The sequence below is a fragment of the Zobellia russellii genome, from assembly GCF_044597075.1.
Taxonomy (GTDB): Bacteria; Bacteroidota; Bacteroidia; order Flavobacteriales; family Flavobacteriaceae; genus Zobellia; species Zobellia russellii.
Genome location: NZ_CP139000.1, coordinates 2,345,421 through 2,364,769 on the forward strand (window position 1 = coordinate 2,345,421; position 19,349 = coordinate 2,364,769).

The following is a 19,349-nucleotide window of genomic DNA, read 5'->3' on the forward strand; positions in this document are numbered from 1 at the left end:
TATTTATAGAATATGAAAATTGCTATGACCTCAACCGATTCCCTCGTTGATTTTTTTTTAGAGACGCGCCTGCACACAGAAAACATTTGCAAGCCTCTAGAAATTGAAGACTACGTGGTTCAACCCATTGTAGATGTTTCCCCTCCTAAATGGCACCTTGGACACACGACTTGGTTTTTTGAAGAGTTTATTTTAAAACCTCATTTTAAGGGCTATACCGTTTTTGATGAGGATTTTTCCTTTGTATTCAATAGTTACTATGAAACCGTAGGCAAACGTGTAGTGCGTTCCGATCGGGGTAATCTATCGCGCCCCTCTGTAGACAGTGTCTATGCTTATCGCACGTACGTAACGGAAGGAATAAAAAACCTATTTAGCACATCACAAAGTCAAGAATTAGATGACCTGCTGGAAATAGGTATACATCATGAAAAGCAGCATCAAGAGTTGTTATTAACGGATATTAAGTTTATTCTGGGCAACAACCCGCTATTGCCCGTTTATTCAAATAACTTTAAAGAGCATCCACATGAAAATGAACCACAAGAGTGGATTTCTATGGATGAAGGTATTTACGAAATAGGCCATAACTCTAGCACTTTTTGCTATGACAATGAATTGGGAAGGCATAAAGTATACCTACACCCCTTTCAGGTATCAAAAAATCTTATTACCAATCAAGAATATATGGCATTCATTGAAGCCGGAGGTTATAAGAAATTTGACCTTTGGCATGCGGAAGGTTGGGATTGGATAAACCAAAACAACATTTCCGCACCTTTATACTGGCACAATATTGACGAACTTTGGCATAATTATACGCTAAACGGGCTTCAGGAAATTACACCCAATGCCCCCGTTACCCACATTTCATATTTTGAGGCATTCGCCTTTGCACAATGGAAAGGCTGCCGTCTTGCTACAGAATTTGAATGGGAAGCGGCCCAATCACTCTTTAATTGGGGAAAGCGATGGGAATGGACGGAAAGCGCTTATCTCCCCTACCCCAATTATAAAAAAGCTGATGGCGCCCTAGGTGAATACAACGGTAAATTTATGGTGAATCAGAAAGTACTGCGTGGTGGTTCCGTTGCCACACCCGCACATCATACCAGACCCACATACCGTAACTTCTTTCAGACCCAACTAAGATGGCAATATACCGGTTTAAGGCTGGCCAAATAATTTTTTAGACAACACACGTATAGTATTTAGAACTTTTCCGACCTAAGAGGCATGCATAAACCAACCCAAATACTTTTTGAGACCCAATTTGAAGAAGATGTCCATTCCGGGCTAACGGATTTCCCCAAACATTTATCGTCCAAATATTTCTATGACGAGAAGGGAGACAAACTTTTTCAGGATATCATGAATATGCCAGAGTATTACCTTACTCAGAAAGAGTTTGATATTCTTGCGAATCACACCCAAGAAATAGCCGAGCTTTTTGCTTCGGGAATCCCTAAATTCAAACTTATAGAGTTGGGTGCCGGAGATGGCAAAAAGACTAAAATCCTATTAAAACACCTTTCAGAAAACAACTACGATTTCAAATACCAACCTATTGACATCAGTCAAAACGTACTTAATGGTTTGGAACAATCCCTTAAAAAAGAGCTCCGAAATGTGGTTGTAGAACCCCAACAAGGCACCTATTTTGAGGCATTGAAAAAAATAAACTCCAAAAACGGTACTAAGAAAATAATTCTCTTCTTAGGTTCTAACATTGGAAACCTCTTGCACGAGCAAGCTATAGACTTTCTAAAAAGTGTTCAAGAGCTTATGCAAAAGGATGATTTGTTCTTTATTGGGTTTGACATGAAGAAAAACCCACAGACCATTCTAGATGCTTACAATGATCAAGCCGGAATAACTGCAGCATTCAATAAAAACGTATTGGCCAGAATCAATACAGAACTTGGCGGCAATTTTGATTTGGACAAGTTTCTACACTGGGAAGTATATGACCCGGAAACCGGAACGGCAAAGAGTTACTTGGTAGCCAAAGAAGCCCAATCTGTAAGTATTGAAAAGTTAGACGTACTAATTGATTTTGAACAGTGGGAAACAATACATACCGAGATTTCCCAAAAGTATGACGATAAGGTGGTTGCTTGGCTAGCCGAAAAAGCGGGTCTAAAAATAGAAACAGAGTTTTGTGATGCTGAAAACCATTACAAAAATTTCGTGCTAAGAAAAAAGTAAGCTCAACACCTTCTAACTTTAATTATTTATCTGCCGTTTAAAGGAATGGCATAAATGCATTTGATATGAAAGCAATTTGGAACAATACCGTAATAGCGGAAAGTGATGAAACAGTTGTTGTAGAAAACAACCATTATTTTCCTGCGGAAAGTATTAAAAAAGAATACTTCAAAACAAGTGAAACACATACTACTTGCCCATGGAAAGGTCAGGCACATTACTATACCCTAATGGTTGATGGCAAGGAAAATCCTTATGCAGCATGGTACTACCCAGAAGTTAGCCCATTGGCCAAAGGTATCAAAGGCCGAGTTGCTTTCTGGAAGGGAGTTACCGTTGAAGCATAGAGACAAATAGATAATTAGCACACCGCTTCTACAGAAGCTTGTGCAATTACTTCAAAGTAAAAAAAGCCGGGACATAAACATGTTCCGGCTTTCTATATATTTCTAACGAATGAATTATAAATCCAGAACGGCGTTTTCACCACCTGCATAATCATTCCACTGGTAACGATCAGCTTCCGCTTCGTTTACATAGTTACCGTCTATGATATATTTAAACTCAAAAGAAGTCTCTTTAGGAAGTTCTAAAGTACCTTTGAAATTTCCGTTTTTCAACTTCTTCAATGAACTTGCTTTGTTTGCTTTCCAGTTATTGAAATCACCAACAACAGCCACTTTTGATGCTTCCTCTGCAGGAACCGTAAAAGTAACTTTACAAACGGGTTTTGTTTTTAGATACTGTTTTGAAATTGCCATTATGTATTATTTTAAATTGATTTTTTAGTTTCTAAATCAAGAGCAAAACTAACATATTAAAATGCTCATATACAATGATTAACGCATTTTTATCATTTTCGCAATATTTACATAACAAATAGTAATTGGATGCAAAATATTGTCATCCTTTTCTCTACATTGTAATCGTCTATATAGCTGTTTTTAAGATTTTTACAACTTCATTGATATCTTCTTCACTATTGTAAAAATGAAAACTAAGCCTAATACCGTCTCCGCGTTGCGAACAGATGACACCTTTGTCCGTTAATATTTGAAAAAGAGCATCATTTCCTTCTATATTAAATATAGTACTATGATTGTCTCTACCTAGTATTGACTTAGGCAACAATCCTAGTTCGCCAAATTCATTTTTTGCTTTTTTAGAAAGCAATTTTAACTGATTTTCTATAGCATCCTTACCCAAGGCACTCAAATACTCTAAGGAAAACTTTAAACTCCCAAAGTTTAACGTATCTAAATGTCCCGGCTCAAATCTATTGGCAAATGGTATGCTATCCCTTGCACCTAGATCATGCCCCGAAGCATTGTAACCTATTGTTCGTACAGCAAACGTTTCTTCCATTCCATCCTTGAACAGCATAAAACCGTTTCCATAACCGGACAACAACCATTTATATGCACTTGCTCCTAGAACATCCAATGGCGAACTATCAAAATCAAAGTTTGACGTGCCACAGAACTGCGTGCCATCAGCAATTATTTTCAATTTAGGAAATTTCTGCTTAATTTTTGTAAGAAAATCTAAATTTATATGAATTCCGTTGGTCCATTGCACTAAGCTTAAAGCCAATACGGTAATTTTATCCTTCTCGATCAGATTCAAAATAGTGGCTTCCAAATCTTCGTTCAAAGGAACATAGGATACATCAAAACCACGGTATTCAAAAGGCCAATTTACCGATGGATAATCATCTTTAACCAATAATATCTTATGGCTTCTGTCCAGTCCTTCCAAAAGCATATTCAACCCTAGCGTAAAATTTTGGACCAATGCTGTATTCTCCTTTTTAGCTCCAAAAAAATTGGCTACCGTTTCGCGCGTTTCAGAAATTAACTTAGCGGCTACCTCATTTCTAAAATTGCTTCCGCCTATTAAATAATCCAGATCATGTTCCTGGCGCCACTCCATTAAATCATCATTAAGTAATCCTGAAGAAGCGGTGTTAGCATAGATATACTGACTTAAAACGGGAAAGTGTTTTCTGGTATTTTTCATCTTGTATTCGCTGTGTCGGCAATTGCCTTATCTTTGTAATCTAAAGATAACTATTCGTATGTTCTCTAAAAATAAAAACCGCTCCGAAGTAGATCTTGAGCAACACGAAATGCTTGAGAACGCTCAGACCCGCATAAAACAAAAGAAACGACTCTACGTTCATTTTGTCATTTTTCTAATTGGCAGTGTATTTTTAATTCTAATAAATAAGATTTTAAAATACGGCGAGACCTATGACTGGTTTATTTGGGGCATTACCTTTTGGGCCTTTTTATTTGTCATACATGCTTTTAATGTTTTTATTACCCAAAAATTTATGGGCAAGGATTGGGAACGTACCCAACGTGAAAAACTAGTAGCCAAACAAAAAAAGCGTATTGCCGAAATACAAAAGGAAATAGAGACCGATTTTCCGCTATCCAAAATCAACAAAAAAATTGAACCATGAAAACTGTAGCAATGATAGCGGCGGCGGCCGAGGACAATGCTCTAGGAAAAGACAATGACCTCCTATGGCATTTACCGGACGACTTTAAGAGGTTTAAAAAACTAACTTCCGGGCACAGCATTATTATGGGAAGAAAAACGTACGAGAGCTTTCCCAAGCCCCTTCCCAACCGTAAGCATATCATCATAACCAGGGATAAAAACTATACCGTAAACTATGATACTTGTGTTGTTGTGTACTCTTTAACCGAAGCATTGCAACTTGTAAAGGACGAGCCCTTATCATTTATAATTGGAGGAGGGGAAATCTACAAGCTTGGAATGGAACAAGCTAACAAAATTGAACTTACCCGCGTACATGGCACTTTTGAAGATGCCGACACTTTTTTTCCGGAAATTGATGAGTCCGTTTGGGAACTTGCAACCGAGCAATACCATTCGGCAGATGAGAAACACAAATACGCATTTACGTATCTTACCTACTTAAAAATCTAATTTTTCAACTAAAAAATCTGCCGTAACATCCTCCACAAAACGCTTTAGAACGTCAGGAGCTACGTTAGTATAAAGTCTATGTCTTGCCGGCTCATTTGATGCATTGAGCGCATCGTTCTTTTGGAGCACGGCCCGTACCTGTCTTGCTACTGCTTCTCCGGAATCAATAATCTTTACATGGGCGGGCAATAGAGTTTTTAGAACAGGGATTAGGTATGGGTAATGGGTACAGCCCAAAACCAGATGGTCCATGCCTTGTTCAAGCATAGGGCCCACATATTTATTTAAAAGTTCCTTGGTTTCCTTAGCTGCTACTTTGCCGCTTTCTATTAACGGCACCAAACCGGTTCCTTCTTGTTCAATAATCTTAATTCCGGCAGCATGGCTAATAGATGTGCTATGAAAAAGACTACTGGATAGCGTTCCTTTTGTAGCCAACACACCCACAGTCTTAGATTCTGATTGTAAGGCCGCAGGCTTTATTGCCGGCTCTATACCTATAAAAGGAACTTTGTAATGCGCCCTTAAATACGAAATGGCATTGGTAGTGGCCGTATTACAGGCAACCACAATAATCTTACAGTCTTTCTCTAAAAGAAACTCTGTATTCTTTATACTTAGCTGAAGAATCTCTTCCTGTGATTTCTCACCGTAAGGTGCATTTTTACTATCTGCCAAATACAGGGTATTCTCATTAGGTAGGAGTTTCTGAATTTCTTTCCAAATGGAAGTTCCTCCAACCCCTGAATCAAAAACACCAATTGGCCTATTGTTCATATGCTTTCTAATTATTCCAACACTTCTACTATTGGGCTTCCTGTAGCTCCGTTAGGAAACGCTATCCCTAATAAACTAGCTACTGTTGGAGCAATATCATCTATTTCGGTTCGCTCTACCGTACTCCCATGTTTAATTCCCGCACCATAAAAAAGTAAGGGCACATGCGTATCATAAATTTGCGGCGAACCATGGGTAGAACCTGTTTTTGGGTAAGAAATTGTACCCGGAGACAATACGACCAAAACATCACCAGAACGTTTTTGGTTATACCCATTTTGAAGAATATAAGGTATACCATGAGTGTAATCATTCTGCCACATTTGGTAGGCCGTATAGGTACGATCAATCCCTTTATAATTCAACAATTCTTTTGCTATATTTTCCTGAACTTCCTGTACGCTCAAATCCAGATTCTTAATAATACTATGGTCTAAAAAGTATTGGTTGTTAGAAAAGTCCTTTACAATATCAGTTGTTCCATAATTGAACTCCAAAAATTGATTGAAATTTGTTTTTATCTCGTCCCAAACAACATAATCTGCCGGTATTCTCTGATCCTTTAAATATGCCGGAACTTCAATTGCGGCATGATCTGCGGTTAGAAATACGGTATATTCTCCTTTTCCCACTTTGCGATCTAATTCTTTAAAAAGACGCTCTAAATCTTGATCAAGTCTTACATACGTATCCTGTATTTCTTTTGAGTTGACACCAAACTTATGACCTACATAATCCGTACTTGAAAAACTAACGGCCAGGAAATCTGTAACATCATCTTTCCCCAGCTGCTCTTCCTCAAGGGCGGCTACGGCAAAATCAGTAGTTATACTATTACCAAAAGGTGTTGCCTTAAGCAGCTCATACTTACCATTCTCATCCCATAGTGCAGGTAAGTCATGAGTGAAAACCGAGGTCTTCTCCCCTTTAAACAATCCTTCGTAAGCATTATAGTCCGTACCGCTTTCAACATACTCCGAAATTTTCTTTAACGTTTTCCATGGCTTCTTGTAAGCATCTACGGATTTATCAGCATTAAACTTCTCCACCCAAACAGGTAGTTTGTCCATATAAAAAGAACTTGTAATCCAAGCGCCATCGCTAAACCAATATGCCGCATTAGCCGTATGCCCACCTGGAAGAACAGCACCTCTATCTTTTAAAGCAATGGCTATAGTCTTACCTCGCATTTGCGTATGCAAGCGAAGTTCATCTGTAATTGTGGTAACGGTCATTCTATGGGGAGACATTTTTCCGGCATCAGAAGTAGTACCAACTGAATTATAGGCCGGATCACCCGCACAATATACATCGGTATCCGATTCTTTATCGTACCAGTTATTGCCAATTATGCCATGCATAGCCGGTGTTGTACCTGTATATACAGAAGTATGCCCAGGTCCGGTACTCGTGGGGGCATAGTTATAATGATTGTTCTTACAATTGAAACCTTCATTTACCAAGCGTTTAAATCCATCATCACCATAATGGTCCCAAAAACGGGTAATATAATCGTAGCGCATTTGATCCACAATAATACCCACCACAAGCTTTGGGTCGGTTTTCAATTGAGCATCAGTTTGTTCTTTTGATTTTTTTTGACCGAATGACGTAAGCGGTAAAAAAGTAATGGTACAAATGGTAAAAAATAAGACGGTAAAATTCTTGGACATAGTTGTTTTATTGAGATAGCAAAAGTAAATAAATTCCCCTTTTAAAGTTTAAATGGAGGTTAAATGAAATCGTTTATTGTTATTTTTGTTAGGATATACCTATTTTCATCACATGAACTACCTAAGATCGATTGGCAGATATGCCATTATGATAAAAGAGGTCTTTAAGAAACCTACAAAATGGCGCATTATGAAGTCGCTCATTTTGAAAGAAGTAGACGAATTGATCTTCGGTTCTTTGGGTATCTTAATTTTCATTTCTTTTTTCATGGGAGCTGTTGTTGCCATACAAACGGCATTGAACATTACCAGTGAACTTATACCAAAAAACCTGGTAGGCTTTGCAACTAGGCAATCTATTATTCTTGAGTTTGCCCCTACTTTTTGCTCAATTATCATGGCAGGAAAAGTAGGGTCCTATATCACATCTAGCATTGGTACTATGCGAGTAACAGAGCAAATAGATGCGCTAGAGGTCATGGGAGTCAACGCGCTTAACTATCTGGTTTTTCCAAAAATTATAGCACTTTGCCTTTACCCGTTCATTATCTCAATTGCTATGTATGTTGGGATTTTTGGAGGTTGGATGGCCGCCGTATTTGGAGGATTTAGCACCAGTGCAGATTTTATAGAAGGTGTTCAATTAGATTTTATTCCTTTTCACGTAACCTATGCCTTTCTCAAAACATTGGTATTTGCTTTTGTTTTAGCTACGGTACCTTCCTATCATGGTTTTTACATGACCGGTGGAGCTTTAGAAGTAGGAAAGGCCAGTACCACCTCGTTTGTTTGGACGAGTGTGGTAATAATCATTGCTAACTATATACTCACCCAACTCTTATTAGGCCAATGATAGAAGTAAACGACATACACAAATCTTTTGATGGCACCCATATTCTTAAAGGGGTGACCACTAGTTTTCAAAAAGGAAAGACCAATTTAATAATTGGACAAAGTGGCTCCGGTAAGACCGTTTTCTTAAAGTGCTTGTTAGGACTTTTTACTCCGGAGGAAGGCACAATTAGTTATAACGGTCAAATTTATACGGAACTTACCGATGCACAAAAGAGAGACCTACGCCAAGAAATGGGCATGGTATTCCAAGGAAGCGCCCTGTTTGATTCTATGACCGTAGAAGGCAATGTGAAATTTCCGTTGGAAATGTTTACAAAACAGTCCAAATCCGAAATGCAGGACAGAGCGGATTTTGTACTAAAGAGAGTTAACCTAGTAGATGCGCATCATAAATATCCTTCCGAAATTTCTGGGGGAATGCAGAAAAGGGTAGCTATTGCCCGCGCTATTGTTATGAACCCTAAATATCTTTTCTGCGACGAACCCAATTCTGGACTTGATCCAAAAACCGCTATTGTCATAGACAACTTGATCAAGGAAATTACGGAGGAGTATGACATTACCACTATTATCAATACCCACGATATGAACTCGGTAATGGAAATAGGAGAAAAAATTCTTTTTCTTAAAGATGGCTTAAAGGCTTGGGAAGGCACCAACAAGGAAATATTTAAAACCGATAACGAAACGGTTACCGATTTTGTGTATTCTTCCGACCTCTTTAAGAAAGTGCGCCAGATGTATATAGAAGAGCGTAACTAAATCTACAATCCTATTTAGCAGTTCCTCGCAGCTGTATGGTGGTATCCTTCAATCGTACTTTTAACCACTCATGAACCCTTTTGTTCTCCGAAGCAATTTTAGTATTGCTCAGCCCTTCTTTCCATTTTACTTCAAAGATTGATAGGGTATCCGTTTTACTAAAATCCGTAATAACGGCATTATCATACTGCAAAGAAACCAAATTCTCATAGTTGGCTTTTGCCTCGGCACTTATATCTTGAAAAGGAATTTGTTTTCTACTAGATGCATCCTTTTGCAAACGAGTGACCTCGGCCTCTAAAAACGCAATTTTCTCCGCTTTACTAGACAATTGGTTTTTCTGGGACTCATAGAGTTCGTTAATATATTTCAACTGATCTACCTGATCATTTTGAGACCCTTGAATAATATGAAGCTCAGTATTCGTAAGCCGCTTATAATCCTCATCTTCTTTTAGCATGGTGTTCCATGAGGAAATAATATTGGCCGGAATAACCTCGTTGCCCATACAAACGATCTCAATTACCGGCTGTTCACCTTCATTATATTCAATACTGGTAAAATTATCCAGATACCTTCCTCCACTTGTAAATTGGTATTTTCCAATGGTCTCACTAACAAATTCATTGGCCTGCTTTTTAAACATGGACTCCTGAAACACCTTATAGAACGTCCATCCCGCAGGTATCATAACCAATAAAGCCACAATAGAAGCTATACGCGCTATACGCCTTCTTTTGGCGGAGTTTACATAACGCACCATAGGAAACTTTAAAAGTTTTATGGTCAAGAAAGTCGCCAAGGCTATGAAAATGGTATTTATGATAAATAAATACATGGCCCCAAAAGCGTAACCGGGATTACCTATGGCCAGACCAAAGCCTACCGTACACAAAGGCGGCATTAAAGCCGTAGCAATGGCAACACCAAAAATAACGCTGGCAATAGTTCCTTTTTTAGCCCTTGCAATTACCAATGCCAAACCACCAAAAAAGGCTATAAGAACATCCCTAATATCCGGAGCCGTACGTGCCAACAACTCAGAAGACTCATCTTGAATTGGAAAGAATTCAAAAAACAGATAAGCCGTTAACACACTAAGAACCACCATTACGGCAAAGTTCTTTAATGATCGCCTTAGTGTGTCAATATCATTAATGGCCAAAGACATACCCAGACCCAAAATAGGCCCCATAAGCGGTGATATTAACATGGCACCAATAACTACTGCTGTAGAGTTTGCATTAAGACCAATAGAAGCGATAAAGATAGAACAGATCAAAATCCATGAAGTATGCCCTTTAAAGGGTATATCTGCAATAATAGCTTCCTTCGTAGCTTCTTGATCCGTATTTTCACGAATATCCAATAATTCACGCATAAACCTCCGCAGGCTTTCCCACAGACCTTTTGCATCTTTCCTTACGGCCTCTTCGCTCTCCTTTGGAGCCTCAGTTGGCGTGATATTATCTTGATTCAATTTATCGCTCATGTATTAGAATTAGGCATATTCGTCGCCATATTTATCCTTAACGGCACCCAACACCTTTTTAATATCCTGTTCTTTAGTTTTCGGGTATATTAAAAGTACTTCTTTTTTGTCTACGATGATATAGTCGTTAAGACCATCTACCACAACAATTTTATCTTTTGGGGATCTGATCATATTGCCGGATGCATCAGTAGTTACCACCTTGCTGTTTACAATGGCGTTATTATCATCATCCTTGTCCAATTTATCATATAGAGAGCCCCAAGTACCCAAATCGTTCCAGTCAAAAGTAGCCGGTAGTACAAATATGGATTTTGAATTTTCCAAAATGGCGTAATCTATAGAGATGTTTTCTGCTTTTGGATAGTTCTCTTTTATAAACTCTTTTTCTTCGCCAGTATTGTAACAAGACATCCCGGATTCAAAAAGTGAATACTGTTCAGGTTGATAGTTTTTGAACGCATTTACAATGGTCTTCACGCTCCACATAAAAATTCCCGCATTCCAAAGAAAATTTCCTTGGGCCAAAAATTCCTTTGCCGTTTCGTAATCAGGTTTTTCACGGAACTGATTTACCTTCTTTAAGCCTTCCGGACTTTCCTTTTCAAATTCTATATAACCAAAGCCTGTATTAGGAAACGATGGTTTAATACCTAAAGTACAAAGTACGTCTTCCTTCTCACATTTATCAAAACAGGTGGTTACATCTTTGGCAAAGGCATCTTCATCTTCAATCCAATGATCACTGGGCGCTACGATCATTACACCGTTCTCGTTCATTTTTTGAATCTTTAATGCCGCGTACAGAATACAAGGAGCTGTATTTCTCATAGCAGGTTCAAGCACTACTTGATCCGGTTTAACCAAAGGTAGCTGCTCCAAAACCAGATCATTATAGCGCTCATTGGTCAGGATAAGAATATTTTCGGTAGGAACAAACTTGTTCAGACGCTTAAAAGTTTTTTGAATTAAGGTGTCTCCCGTACCCAACATGTCATGAAATTGCTTTGGGTAAGAAGATGTACTGATTGGCCAAAACCTTGAACCGACACCACCGGCCATTAGAACTGCGTAATAATTGTTGTTTTTCATTTCTTGATTGCTATGAAAGCGGAAGTAACAAAATCTTTCGCTTATTTATAAATAGTTAGTTATTTTTCACGTAATTTCTTACAATTTTAATCAAAAACCAATTCCACTTCTGCATTAGGTTGAAAAAGATACATTCGCCCTGTAGCCACCTCTATACATTCATATCGCTTAACGCGTCTATTCCCTTTTTTGTACAATTTACCATTATGTATGCGAAAAATACTACCTAAGGGCACCTCAAAAACGTAGGTCCTATCCGTTTTTTGCTCGTCAAAATGTTTTAATGCTATGGACAGCCTTGCGTCCGTACTACTACTTGCCTTTGGATTTTTAAAATGATTTGCTAGAAGAGGTAGTAATTGGGTAGGAAAAATTTCGGGCCTTATAAACGGTAACATTAAATATTGAAAAATGCGTTTCCACTCCGTACCATGTGGTTTTATAGTCCTGCCGTATTTTTCAAAAGCCACTAAGTGGGCAATTTCATGTATAAGCGTAATCAAAAATCGATATTTATTGAGATTGGCATTTACTGTTATCTGATGCTTTCCATTGGGCATCCGCCGGTAATCCCCATGGCGGGTAACCCGTTCGTTAACAATCTTTAAGTGAACGCCTGTCTTCTGAATCAACTCCAAACAGGATTCTATAGCCCTTTCGGGAAGATATTTTTGTAGCACATTATCCACTGCGGACAAAAATAAGTTAACTCAACCAATAAATGAAGTTATCCATTATTAAGCCTATGTCAAAAAATAACACCTATACACAAGAACGACCCTATATAAGGAAAAACCAAAAGTTTAGGGCGTACTATTACTGACCTGAAGTAGTTTTCCGTTATACAGCTGATGTCCTTCTAAAGCAAAGTTCTTGATGTATTTGGCCATTTGCAAAGCTGTTGTAGGCGCTTCATACCCTGGAAAAGCCTCTTGTAGCATTTCAGTCTGGACTGCGCCCAACGCCAACACATTAAAGGAAGGACCGGTTTCCTTAAATTCTTCGGCCCACAATTCGGTTAGAGTAATTACCGCCCCCTTACTGGAACTATATGCAGATAAGCCCGGAAACTTAACACTGCCCTGCACACCTCCCATAGAACTAATGGTAAGCACATGGCCGTCTTTAGGCATTCTTGGTAGAATCTTCCTTGTCATTTCCGCTACTCCAAATACATTTACTTTGTAAACAGCCTCAAACTCCTCGGCTTCGGTTTCAAGAAAAGGTTTGCTCAACAGCTTTCCTGCATTATTTATAAGTACATCTACCGTTTCAAAGTTTTCAGCTAAAGAATCCTCCATCTTTTTAAAATCGGATGGATTACCCAAATCAAAGGAGAAACTAAAAATTTTTTCATGAGCCAAATCGGAAATTGGCTTATCATTTCGGGATAATGCCAAAACTTTGTGCCCCTCATCAGCAAACAATTTGGCCAGTTCAAAACCTATACCCCTACTAGACCCCGTTATTACGATATTTGCCATTAGTTGTACTTAATTTCTTTTGTTGGTGCGTTAACGATACCCTCTACAACCGGAATACTCTTATTTATTAAGTTAGCCATGTGACTGAAGTCCATTTCAGAAAGTTCATCTCCCACTTTGTGGTAATGGTTAAAGTTCGTAAAATCAAACGTACTGAAAGTCTGTGATGGCACCCCAAAGGCTTCATGAAACGGATAATTATCCGATCGCTTAAAAAGGTTGAATTCCTTTGCTTTAGGAAGAAAGCCTGCGTAGGTCTGTTCTGCGTAACTATTAGCTACATTGGCCATATTGGATTCTTCATACCCCGTTAAGTAAGCCAAGTAATCCTTACCTACCAAGGGCACACCAACCATTTCATAATTGAGCATTACATATAGGTTCAAATTCTCTTCCTTTAGCTTTTGCGCCAAGTGTTTTGACCCTAACAATCCCTTTTCTTCAGCACTGAAAAGAGCAAAAATTATGCTTCGTTTATTTGTTCTTGATTTCCCAAAATAACGGGCAAGCTCCATCACGGTTGTAGTTCCCGTTGCGTTATCATTTGCACCGTTGGCTATGGCATCTCCATTCTCCTCTGCTATAAGTCCTATGTGATCGTAATGAGCACCAATTATTACAAACTCATTTTTTAGTTTAGGATCACTGCCTTCAACCACACCAACAACATTAAAAGCGGGCGCATCATAATTAGAAAGGTCATCTCTATACGTTTCAAAATAAGGTTTGACGTTATTTTTTGAGAAGCTGCCTTCAATGAACTCAGCGGCTTTTTCAATTCCTTCACTTCCAGTATCCCTACCTTGTAGCTCGTCCGAAGCCAGAAAATTCATGATTGAAGCCACTTTTTCCGCGTTTGAAAATTGATTTTGCCCCGCACCTACAATACTTCCTATACCATTTAAATCGTCGGCCTTTTTAGGCACCTCCATTAAGCTGCGATCAAACTGCACCGCTTCTTCACTTTCTAATGTTACGGATTCATCAATCTTTTGAGAACCGCACGACAAAGCCAATATACTGGCAACAAACAGAAAACTCTTTTTCATAGGTGTTATTTTTAATGGTACAATTTAGAAATAAAAAAAGGCATCTGGAAATAACCAAGATGCCTTTATTATAATAGTTAGCGATCTGTTTAAGCCAGCATGGTTACCGGATTTTCCAAATACGCACGTAGTGTTAATAAAAATTGAGCGCCAGTAGCCCCATCAACCGTTCTATGGTCACACGCCAAAGTTACCTTCATTGTATTACCAACTACAATCTGACCATCTTTAACCACTGGTTTTTGAACAATGGCTCCAACAGATAAAATTGCGGAGTTAGGTTGATTAATGATTGAAGTAAACTCGGTAATACCGAACATACCCAAGTTAGAAACTGTAAACGTACTACCATCCATCTCGGCTGGAGTCAGTTTTTTGTTTCTCGCACGACCGGCCAAATCCTTAACGGCAGCACCGATTTGAGTTAAACTCAATTGCTCAGTAAATTTCAACACAGGAACAACAAGACCTTCATCTACAGCTACGGCAACACCAACATGTACATGATGGTTGTAACGTGTAGTATCTCCGTTCCAAGTAGTATTTACCTGCGGATGCTTCTTCAGGGCCATGGCACATGCTTTAACTACCATATCGTTAAAAGAAACCTTTGTATCAGGCAAATCATTTATCTGTTTTCTAGAAGCCATGGCATTGCTCATGTCTACTTCTATAGTCAAGTAATAGTGAGGTGCGGTAAATTTAGATTCGGACAAACGCTTTGCGATGGTTTTTCGCATTTGCGAATTTTTGACCTCCTCAGAACCTTCTTCACCTACTGGCAGGATTACAGGAGCACTTGCAGGCGCCGCCGCTTGCGAACTAGCCGCTTTTTGCGGAGCTTGTGAAGCTGCAGCAGGAGTATACCCTTCTACATCTTTCTTCACAATTCGTCCGTTATCTCCAGAACCTTTGACATTTGCTAAATCAATACCCTTTTCCTTTGCTATTTTCTTGGCCAAAGGCGATACAAATATACGTTGGCCGTCATTTACAGCCTTTGGAGTTGAAGTATCTTTATAAGCTTCCTTTTTTGGCTCTTCTTTTTTAGTTTCAGAAGAAGCACTTTCTTTCTTACCCGAAGACGGCTTGGCATTAAGCACGGCATCAACATCTGTACCTGCAGGTCCTATAACCGCCAACACTGCATCAACCGGAGAAGATTCACCCTCTTGAATACCGATATATAATAAGGTACCCGAGTAGAAGGATTCAAATTCCATTGTAGCTTTATCCGTTTCGATTTCAGCTAAAATATCTCCTTCTTCTACCGTATCACCCACTTTTTTCAACCAAGCAGCAACAGTACCCTCTTCCATCGTATCACTAAGGCGAGGCATCTTTACCACTTCTACGCCCTCTGGAACATCTGCAGAAGCAACTTCCTCAGAACCTTCAGAACTTGAAGCTGCAGGTTCATTGGCTTCTTCCGCCTCTTCTTCGCCAGAAGTATCCGCACTACCGTTTAACAATGATGAGATATCTTCTCCCTCTTCACCTATAATGGCCAAAAGAGAATCTACCGGTGCACCATCTCCTTCTGCAATACCAATATGCAATAAAGTACCTTCATAAAAGGACTCAAATTCCATTGTGGCTTTGTCAGTTTCTATTTCTGCAAGTATATCGCCTTCCTCAACTTTGTCACCAACGTTTTTCAACCATTTGGCTACGGTACCTTCTTCCATGGTATCGCTCAAGCGGGGCATGTTTATTACTTCTGCCATTTACCTAAAATTATTTATGTTGTACAAATGGAAAATCTTCTTGCTCATAGACCATATCGTACAATTGCTGTACTGGCGGATAATCTGATTCGTCTGCGAATTTTTCGCATTCCAACACCAAATCCTTAACTTTTTTGTCTATTGCCTTAATGTCTTCTTCGGATGCGTAATCGTTCTCTTTAATAATATCAAGAACTTGGGTAATAGGGTCTATTTTCTGATATTCCTTTACTTCCTCCTTTGTTCTATAATGCTGTGCATCCGACATAGAATGACCTCTATATCTATATGTTTTCATTTCAAGGAAAGTTGGTCCACCTCCAGAGCGTGCTCTTTCTACGGCTTTACTTACCTCTTGAGCAACCGTTACCGGATCCATACCGTCTACGGGACCACAAGGCATCTCGTAACCCAAACCTAGTTTCCAAATTTCAGTAGAATATGATGTTCTCTCTACAGAAGTACCCATAGCATAACCATTGTTTTCACAAATAAATACTACCGGAAGTTGCCAAAGCATTGCCAAGTTCAACGCTTCATGAAAGGAGCCTTGACGTACGGCACCATCACCCATATAACATAAGGTAACGTTATCCCTACCGGCGTACTTATCACCAAAAGCCATACCTGCACCTAATGGAATTTGTCCTCCCACGATACCATGACCACCATGAAAACGGTGTTCTTTTGAGAATATATGCATTGAACCTCCCATACCTTTGGAAGTACCAGTAACCTTACCATACAATTCTGCCATTACTTGTTTAGGATCAACACCCATACCAATTGGCTGAACGTGATTCCTGTAGGCCGTGATCATACGGTCTTTGGTTAAGTCCATTGCATGCAATGAGCCAGCCAAAACAGCTTCTTGACCATTATACAAGTGTAAAAAACCTCTAACTTTTTGTTGAATGTAGACCTGTGCCAGCTTGTCCTCGAACTTGCGCCAGAACAACATATCTTCATACCATTTCAGATATACTTCTTTGGTAATTTTTTTCATTGATGCTAATAATTTGGATTCGTGGTTACAACACCCTGGCCGTTCCTTTTTTATTCACGGAACCAACCAGAAGGGCAAAAATACATATTAAATCAATAGTTGAAAAAAATTGAAGTAAAAGGTTTGTTAGAATTTATCCTTAGGTTGTTCAGAACTGTTACAAAAACGAACTATCAAAGCCCAATGGCAGAATATCCGCCATGGAATTACATTTAAAAATTTTGCCTTTTTCCCCCATCATCAAAAGTGCTATGGGCGTTTTTTGCTTTACTTCATACTCCGAGATAGCTTGCCTACAGTTTCCACAAGGTGCCGCAGGATTGGTTAACTCATAATTGACAGAGGTAGCGGTTATGGCTATAGCAGTAATGCCCACACCCGGATATTTTGCTCCAGCGTAGAAAATTGCCACACGCTCAGCACAAAGCCCGGACGGATAAGAAGCGTTTTCTTGATTGTTACCAATAACCACTTCGCCATTTTCCAATAGCACCGCAGCACCAACCTGAAAGCTCGAGTAAGGTGCATAGGCATTTTTTCTTGCTCCAATCGCATCTATCATAAGTTTACCATCCTCTTCCGAAAGCTCCTGAATTGAATCAAAAATGGTCAATTCAAAAGATATATTCTGTTTTTGCATACTTGTTTAATATAATAAGGGCCTAAAATAAGAAAACCTACCGTATGGCAGGTTTTCTTATTATATATTTATACGAGTCTTAATCGTTATAGAACTCATCTCCTAAATTAAAGGTTAAAGAGAAACGAAGTGAATTCTCTACAGGGTTAGTGATTTTAGATGTAGAAAATAGATACGATAAGTCTATTTGAGCGGAATTAAATTTAAAACCTGCACCCAGCGTAAAATATTTTCTAAAACCTTTTACATCACTCTCATTGAAATAACCTGTACGGAACATAAAAGCATCTTGGTATGTATATTCTGCACCTAAAGCCCATGTCATTTCTTTTAGCTCCTCACTAAAACCATCAGGGGCATCTCCAAAAGATTTAAACACACCACTTAAAAATCCAATATTTTGGTACTCGTCGTTATCCGCGGCATCCATATCTCCATCATTATCATAATCCTGAGGTGTTGGCACTAACAACTTATTGAATTCGGTAGTAAGGCCAATTACATTGTCTTGATCAAGAATAAAATCAAAACCAAAACCAAACTTTAAATTTGTTGGGATGAAGTTATCTTGCCCATTTTCATCATAAGCAATTTTACCTCCTAAGTTTGAAATATTAAAGCCACCTCTCCAGCGGCCGTCAAACCTGTTATAGGCAATTTCCCTAGAACGGTAAAAACCTGCTACATCAACCGCAAAAGTACTTCCCGGCTTAGAATCTACATTATTATCATTTTGGAATTTGAGGTTAGACCTAATATATCTACCCCCTACAGCCATTGAAAAAGTTGGGCTCAATTTTAAAGAATAAGACCCATCAAAAGACAGTTCGTTTGGCTTAACAACCGTTCCTACATCATCAAAAGTTTGCCTAAGCTCAATATCTCCCAAGGTAAAATAGCGAAGACTAACGGCAAAAGCGCTCTGATCATTAATTTTATTGAAATAACTTGCGTTCAAAAGACCAATACCGGAGATGGCATTGCTAAGATAAGGCGTATACCCCATACCAATACCCATTTTACGCTCCGCAAATGCAAACTTTGCAGGGTTCCATTGCTGAGAATATGCGTCGGTTGAAGTGGCCACACCCAAATCACCCATACCTGCCGCTCTGGCATCTGCTGTTATGTTCAAAAAGGGAACTGCAGTGGTAATTACACGATCACCTGCTTCTTGGGCCGATACTTTGCATGCAAACACAAGCAAAATAAGTATTGAAATTTTTTTCATTTTTAATATAGCTAAATTTAGTCGGTCAAATATTACAATATAGTGCTACAAACCAAAAATATATTAGTTGTATTACATGTAAACGGCCTTTTAAGGAATATCTTGCATAGAAAACACAAAATTTTCAAATTTCCGTTTCAAATCAAAAACAGGGCATAAAGTACGCACATCTTTTGTAATTTCGCATTCGCTTAGAAATATTATGACCTTCATACTGTTTTTTGGGCAAAAGAAATGCATCTAGCCATACTATAAAGTTATTTGCACCGTTATGATTTTTGAGGCGGCATCGGTTAATTGCAAACGCGATGTCTCCTTGGCAGACAAAATAATTTTTCACAAATAAAATATTCTGTGCAAATCATCGTTTTATATGCCGAAAGTGACACTAA

20 protein-coding genes are annotated in these 19,349 nt (G+C 38.8%); 7 read left to right on the top strand and 13 right to left on the bottom strand.

The genetic code is table 11. The annotated features are described in order from the left end of the window. The first annotated feature begins 24 nt into the window (after nucleotides 1-24). From egtB to SJY45_RS09505, 3 genes are all read left to right on the top strand, one after another. Nucleotides 25-1,185 carry an ergothioneine biosynthesis protein EgtB gene (gene egtB / locus SJY45_RS09495; protein WP_400074334.1) on the top strand — a complete coding sequence of 387 codons (1,161 nt, stop codon included), beginning with the start codon at nucleotides 25-27 and terminating at the stop codon, nucleotides 1,183-1,185. Between the two features lie 51 nt (nucleotides 1,186-1,236). Further along, entirely contained in the window at nucleotides 1,237-2,208 is a 972-nt protein-coding gene (gene egtD, locus SJY45_RS09500; protein WP_400070308.1) for an L-histidine N(alpha)-methyltransferase, read from the top strand. 65 nt (nucleotides 2,209-2,273) lie between these two features. Further along, nucleotides 2,274-2,555, top strand: a complete 282-nt coding sequence (locus SJY45_RS09505; protein ID WP_400070310.1) for a DUF427 domain-containing protein — start codon at nucleotides 2,274-2,276, stop codon at nucleotides 2,553-2,555. Between the two features lie 114 nt (nucleotides 2,556-2,669). Here SJY45_RS09505 and SJY45_RS09510 read toward each other — a convergent pair whose 3' ends face one another. After that, nucleotides 2,670-2,969, bottom strand: a complete 300-nt coding sequence (locus SJY45_RS09510; protein ID WP_215441129.1) for an isoamylase early set domain-containing protein — start codon at nucleotides 2,967-2,969, stop codon at nucleotides 2,670-2,672. Nucleotides 2,970-3,138: 169 nt separating this feature from the next. Then, nucleotides 3,139-4,227: an aminotransferase class V-fold PLP-dependent enzyme gene (locus SJY45_RS09515; protein WP_400070312.1), complete on the bottom strand. Its 1,089-nt coding sequence runs from the start codon at nucleotides 4,225-4,227 to the stop codon at nucleotides 3,139-3,141. 58 nt (nucleotides 4,228-4,285) lie between these two features. Between SJY45_RS09515 and SJY45_RS09520 the strand changes: the two genes are divergently transcribed. Together SJY45_RS09520 and SJY45_RS09525 are read left to right on the top strand one after the other, a co-directional pair. Continuing rightward, complete coding sequence (locus SJY45_RS09520) at nucleotides 4,286-4,675, top strand: 2TM domain-containing protein (protein ID WP_215441127.1); 390 nt, start codon at nucleotides 4,286-4,288, stop codon at nucleotides 4,673-4,675. After that, a complete protein-coding gene (locus SJY45_RS09525) occupies nucleotides 4,672-5,169 on the top strand; it encodes a dihydrofolate reductase (protein ID WP_400070314.1) in 498 nt (165 codons plus the stop codon). The genes SJY45_RS09520 and SJY45_RS09525 overlap by 4 nt, the downstream gene beginning before the upstream one ends. Here SJY45_RS09525 and murI read toward each other — a convergent pair. Together murI and pafA are read right to left on the bottom strand one after the other, a co-directional pair. After that, nucleotides 5,158-5,946, bottom strand: a complete 789-nt coding sequence (gene murI / locus SJY45_RS09530; protein WP_400070316.1) for a glutamate racemase — start codon at nucleotides 5,944-5,946, stop codon at nucleotides 5,158-5,160. The two genes, SJY45_RS09525 and murI, sit on opposite strands and share 12 nt — an antisense overlap. An 11-nt stretch (nucleotides 5,947-5,957) precedes the next feature. Then, nucleotides 5,958-7,619: an alkaline phosphatase PafA gene (gene pafA, locus SJY45_RS09535; protein ID WP_400070318.1), complete on the bottom strand. Its 1,662-nt coding sequence runs from the start codon at nucleotides 7,617-7,619 to the stop codon at nucleotides 5,958-5,960. A gap of 112 nt (nucleotides 7,620-7,731) precedes the next feature. On the opposite strand from pafA, the gene SJY45_RS09540 reads away from it, so the two are divergent. Both SJY45_RS09540 and SJY45_RS09545 read left to right on the top strand, forming a co-directional pair. Further along, on the top strand, nucleotides 7,732-8,472 hold the full coding sequence (locus tag SJY45_RS09540; protein WP_215441120.1) for an ABC transporter permease: 741 nt from the start codon (nucleotides 7,732-7,734) through the stop codon (nucleotides 8,470-8,472). Beyond that, a complete protein-coding gene (locus tag SJY45_RS09545; protein WP_400070321.1) occupies nucleotides 8,469-9,236 on the top strand; it encodes an ABC transporter ATP-binding protein in 768 nt (255 codons plus the stop codon). The genes SJY45_RS09540 and SJY45_RS09545 overlap by 4 nt, the downstream gene beginning before the upstream one ends. Nucleotides 9,237-9,246: 10 nt before the next feature. Here the strand turns inward: SJY45_RS09545 and SJY45_RS09550 are convergent, their stop codons facing one another. The 9 genes from SJY45_RS09550 to porV all read right to left on the bottom strand — a co-directional run bounded on the left by SJY45_RS09550 (nucleotide 9,247) and on the right by porV (nucleotide 18,957). Beyond that, entirely contained in the window at nucleotides 9,247-10,728 is a 1,482-nt protein-coding gene (locus SJY45_RS09550) for a DUF389 domain-containing protein (protein WP_215441118.1), read from the bottom strand. Nucleotides 10,729-10,737: 9 nt separating this feature from the next. Continuing rightward, nucleotides 10,738-11,820, bottom strand: a complete 1,083-nt coding sequence (locus SJY45_RS09555) for a mannose-1-phosphate guanylyltransferase (RefSeq protein ID WP_400070323.1) — start codon at nucleotides 11,818-11,820, stop codon at nucleotides 10,738-10,740. Between the two features lie 86 nt (nucleotides 11,821-11,906). Then, a complete protein-coding gene (locus SJY45_RS09560) occupies nucleotides 11,907-12,509 on the bottom strand; it encodes a SprT-like domain-containing protein (RefSeq protein WP_215911893.1) in 603 nt (200 codons plus the stop codon). Between the two features lie 114 nt (nucleotides 12,510-12,623). Continuing rightward, complete coding sequence (locus SJY45_RS09565; RefSeq protein WP_400070324.1) at nucleotides 12,624-13,304, bottom strand: SDR family NAD(P)-dependent oxidoreductase; 681 nt, start codon at nucleotides 13,302-13,304, stop codon at nucleotides 12,624-12,626. Then, nucleotides 13,304-14,353, bottom strand: coding sequence for a M28 family metallopeptidase (locus tag SJY45_RS09570; protein WP_400070326.1), 1,050 nt, complete (start codon nucleotides 14,351-14,353; stop codon nucleotides 13,304-13,306). The genes SJY45_RS09565 and SJY45_RS09570 overlap by 1 nt, the downstream gene beginning before the upstream one ends. 89 nt (nucleotides 14,354-14,442) lie before the next feature. Then, nucleotides 14,443-16,080 (bottom strand): pyruvate dehydrogenase complex dihydrolipoamide acetyltransferase, encoded by a 1,638-nt coding sequence (locus tag SJY45_RS09575; protein ID WP_215441113.1) that lies wholly within the window; start codon nucleotides 16,078-16,080, stop codon nucleotides 14,443-14,445. A 10-nt stretch (nucleotides 16,081-16,090) separates the two neighbouring features. Next, complete coding sequence (gene pdhA / locus SJY45_RS09580) at nucleotides 16,091-17,086, bottom strand: pyruvate dehydrogenase (acetyl-transferring) E1 component subunit alpha (protein ID WP_215911868.1); 996 nt, start codon at nucleotides 17,084-17,086, stop codon at nucleotides 16,091-16,093. Between the two features lie 157 nt (nucleotides 17,087-17,243). Continuing rightward, nucleotides 17,244-17,726, bottom strand: coding sequence for a cytidine deaminase (cdd, locus tag SJY45_RS09585; protein ID WP_215441110.1), 483 nt, complete (start codon nucleotides 17,724-17,726; stop codon nucleotides 17,244-17,246). Between the two features lie 79 nt (nucleotides 17,727-17,805). Further along, nucleotides 17,806-18,957 carry a type IX secretion system outer membrane channel protein PorV gene (gene porV / locus SJY45_RS09590; protein WP_400070329.1) on the bottom strand — a complete coding sequence of 384 codons (1,152 nt, stop codon included), beginning with the start codon at nucleotides 18,955-18,957 and terminating at the stop codon, nucleotides 17,806-17,808. Nucleotides 18,958-19,349 lie beyond the last annotated feature (392 nt).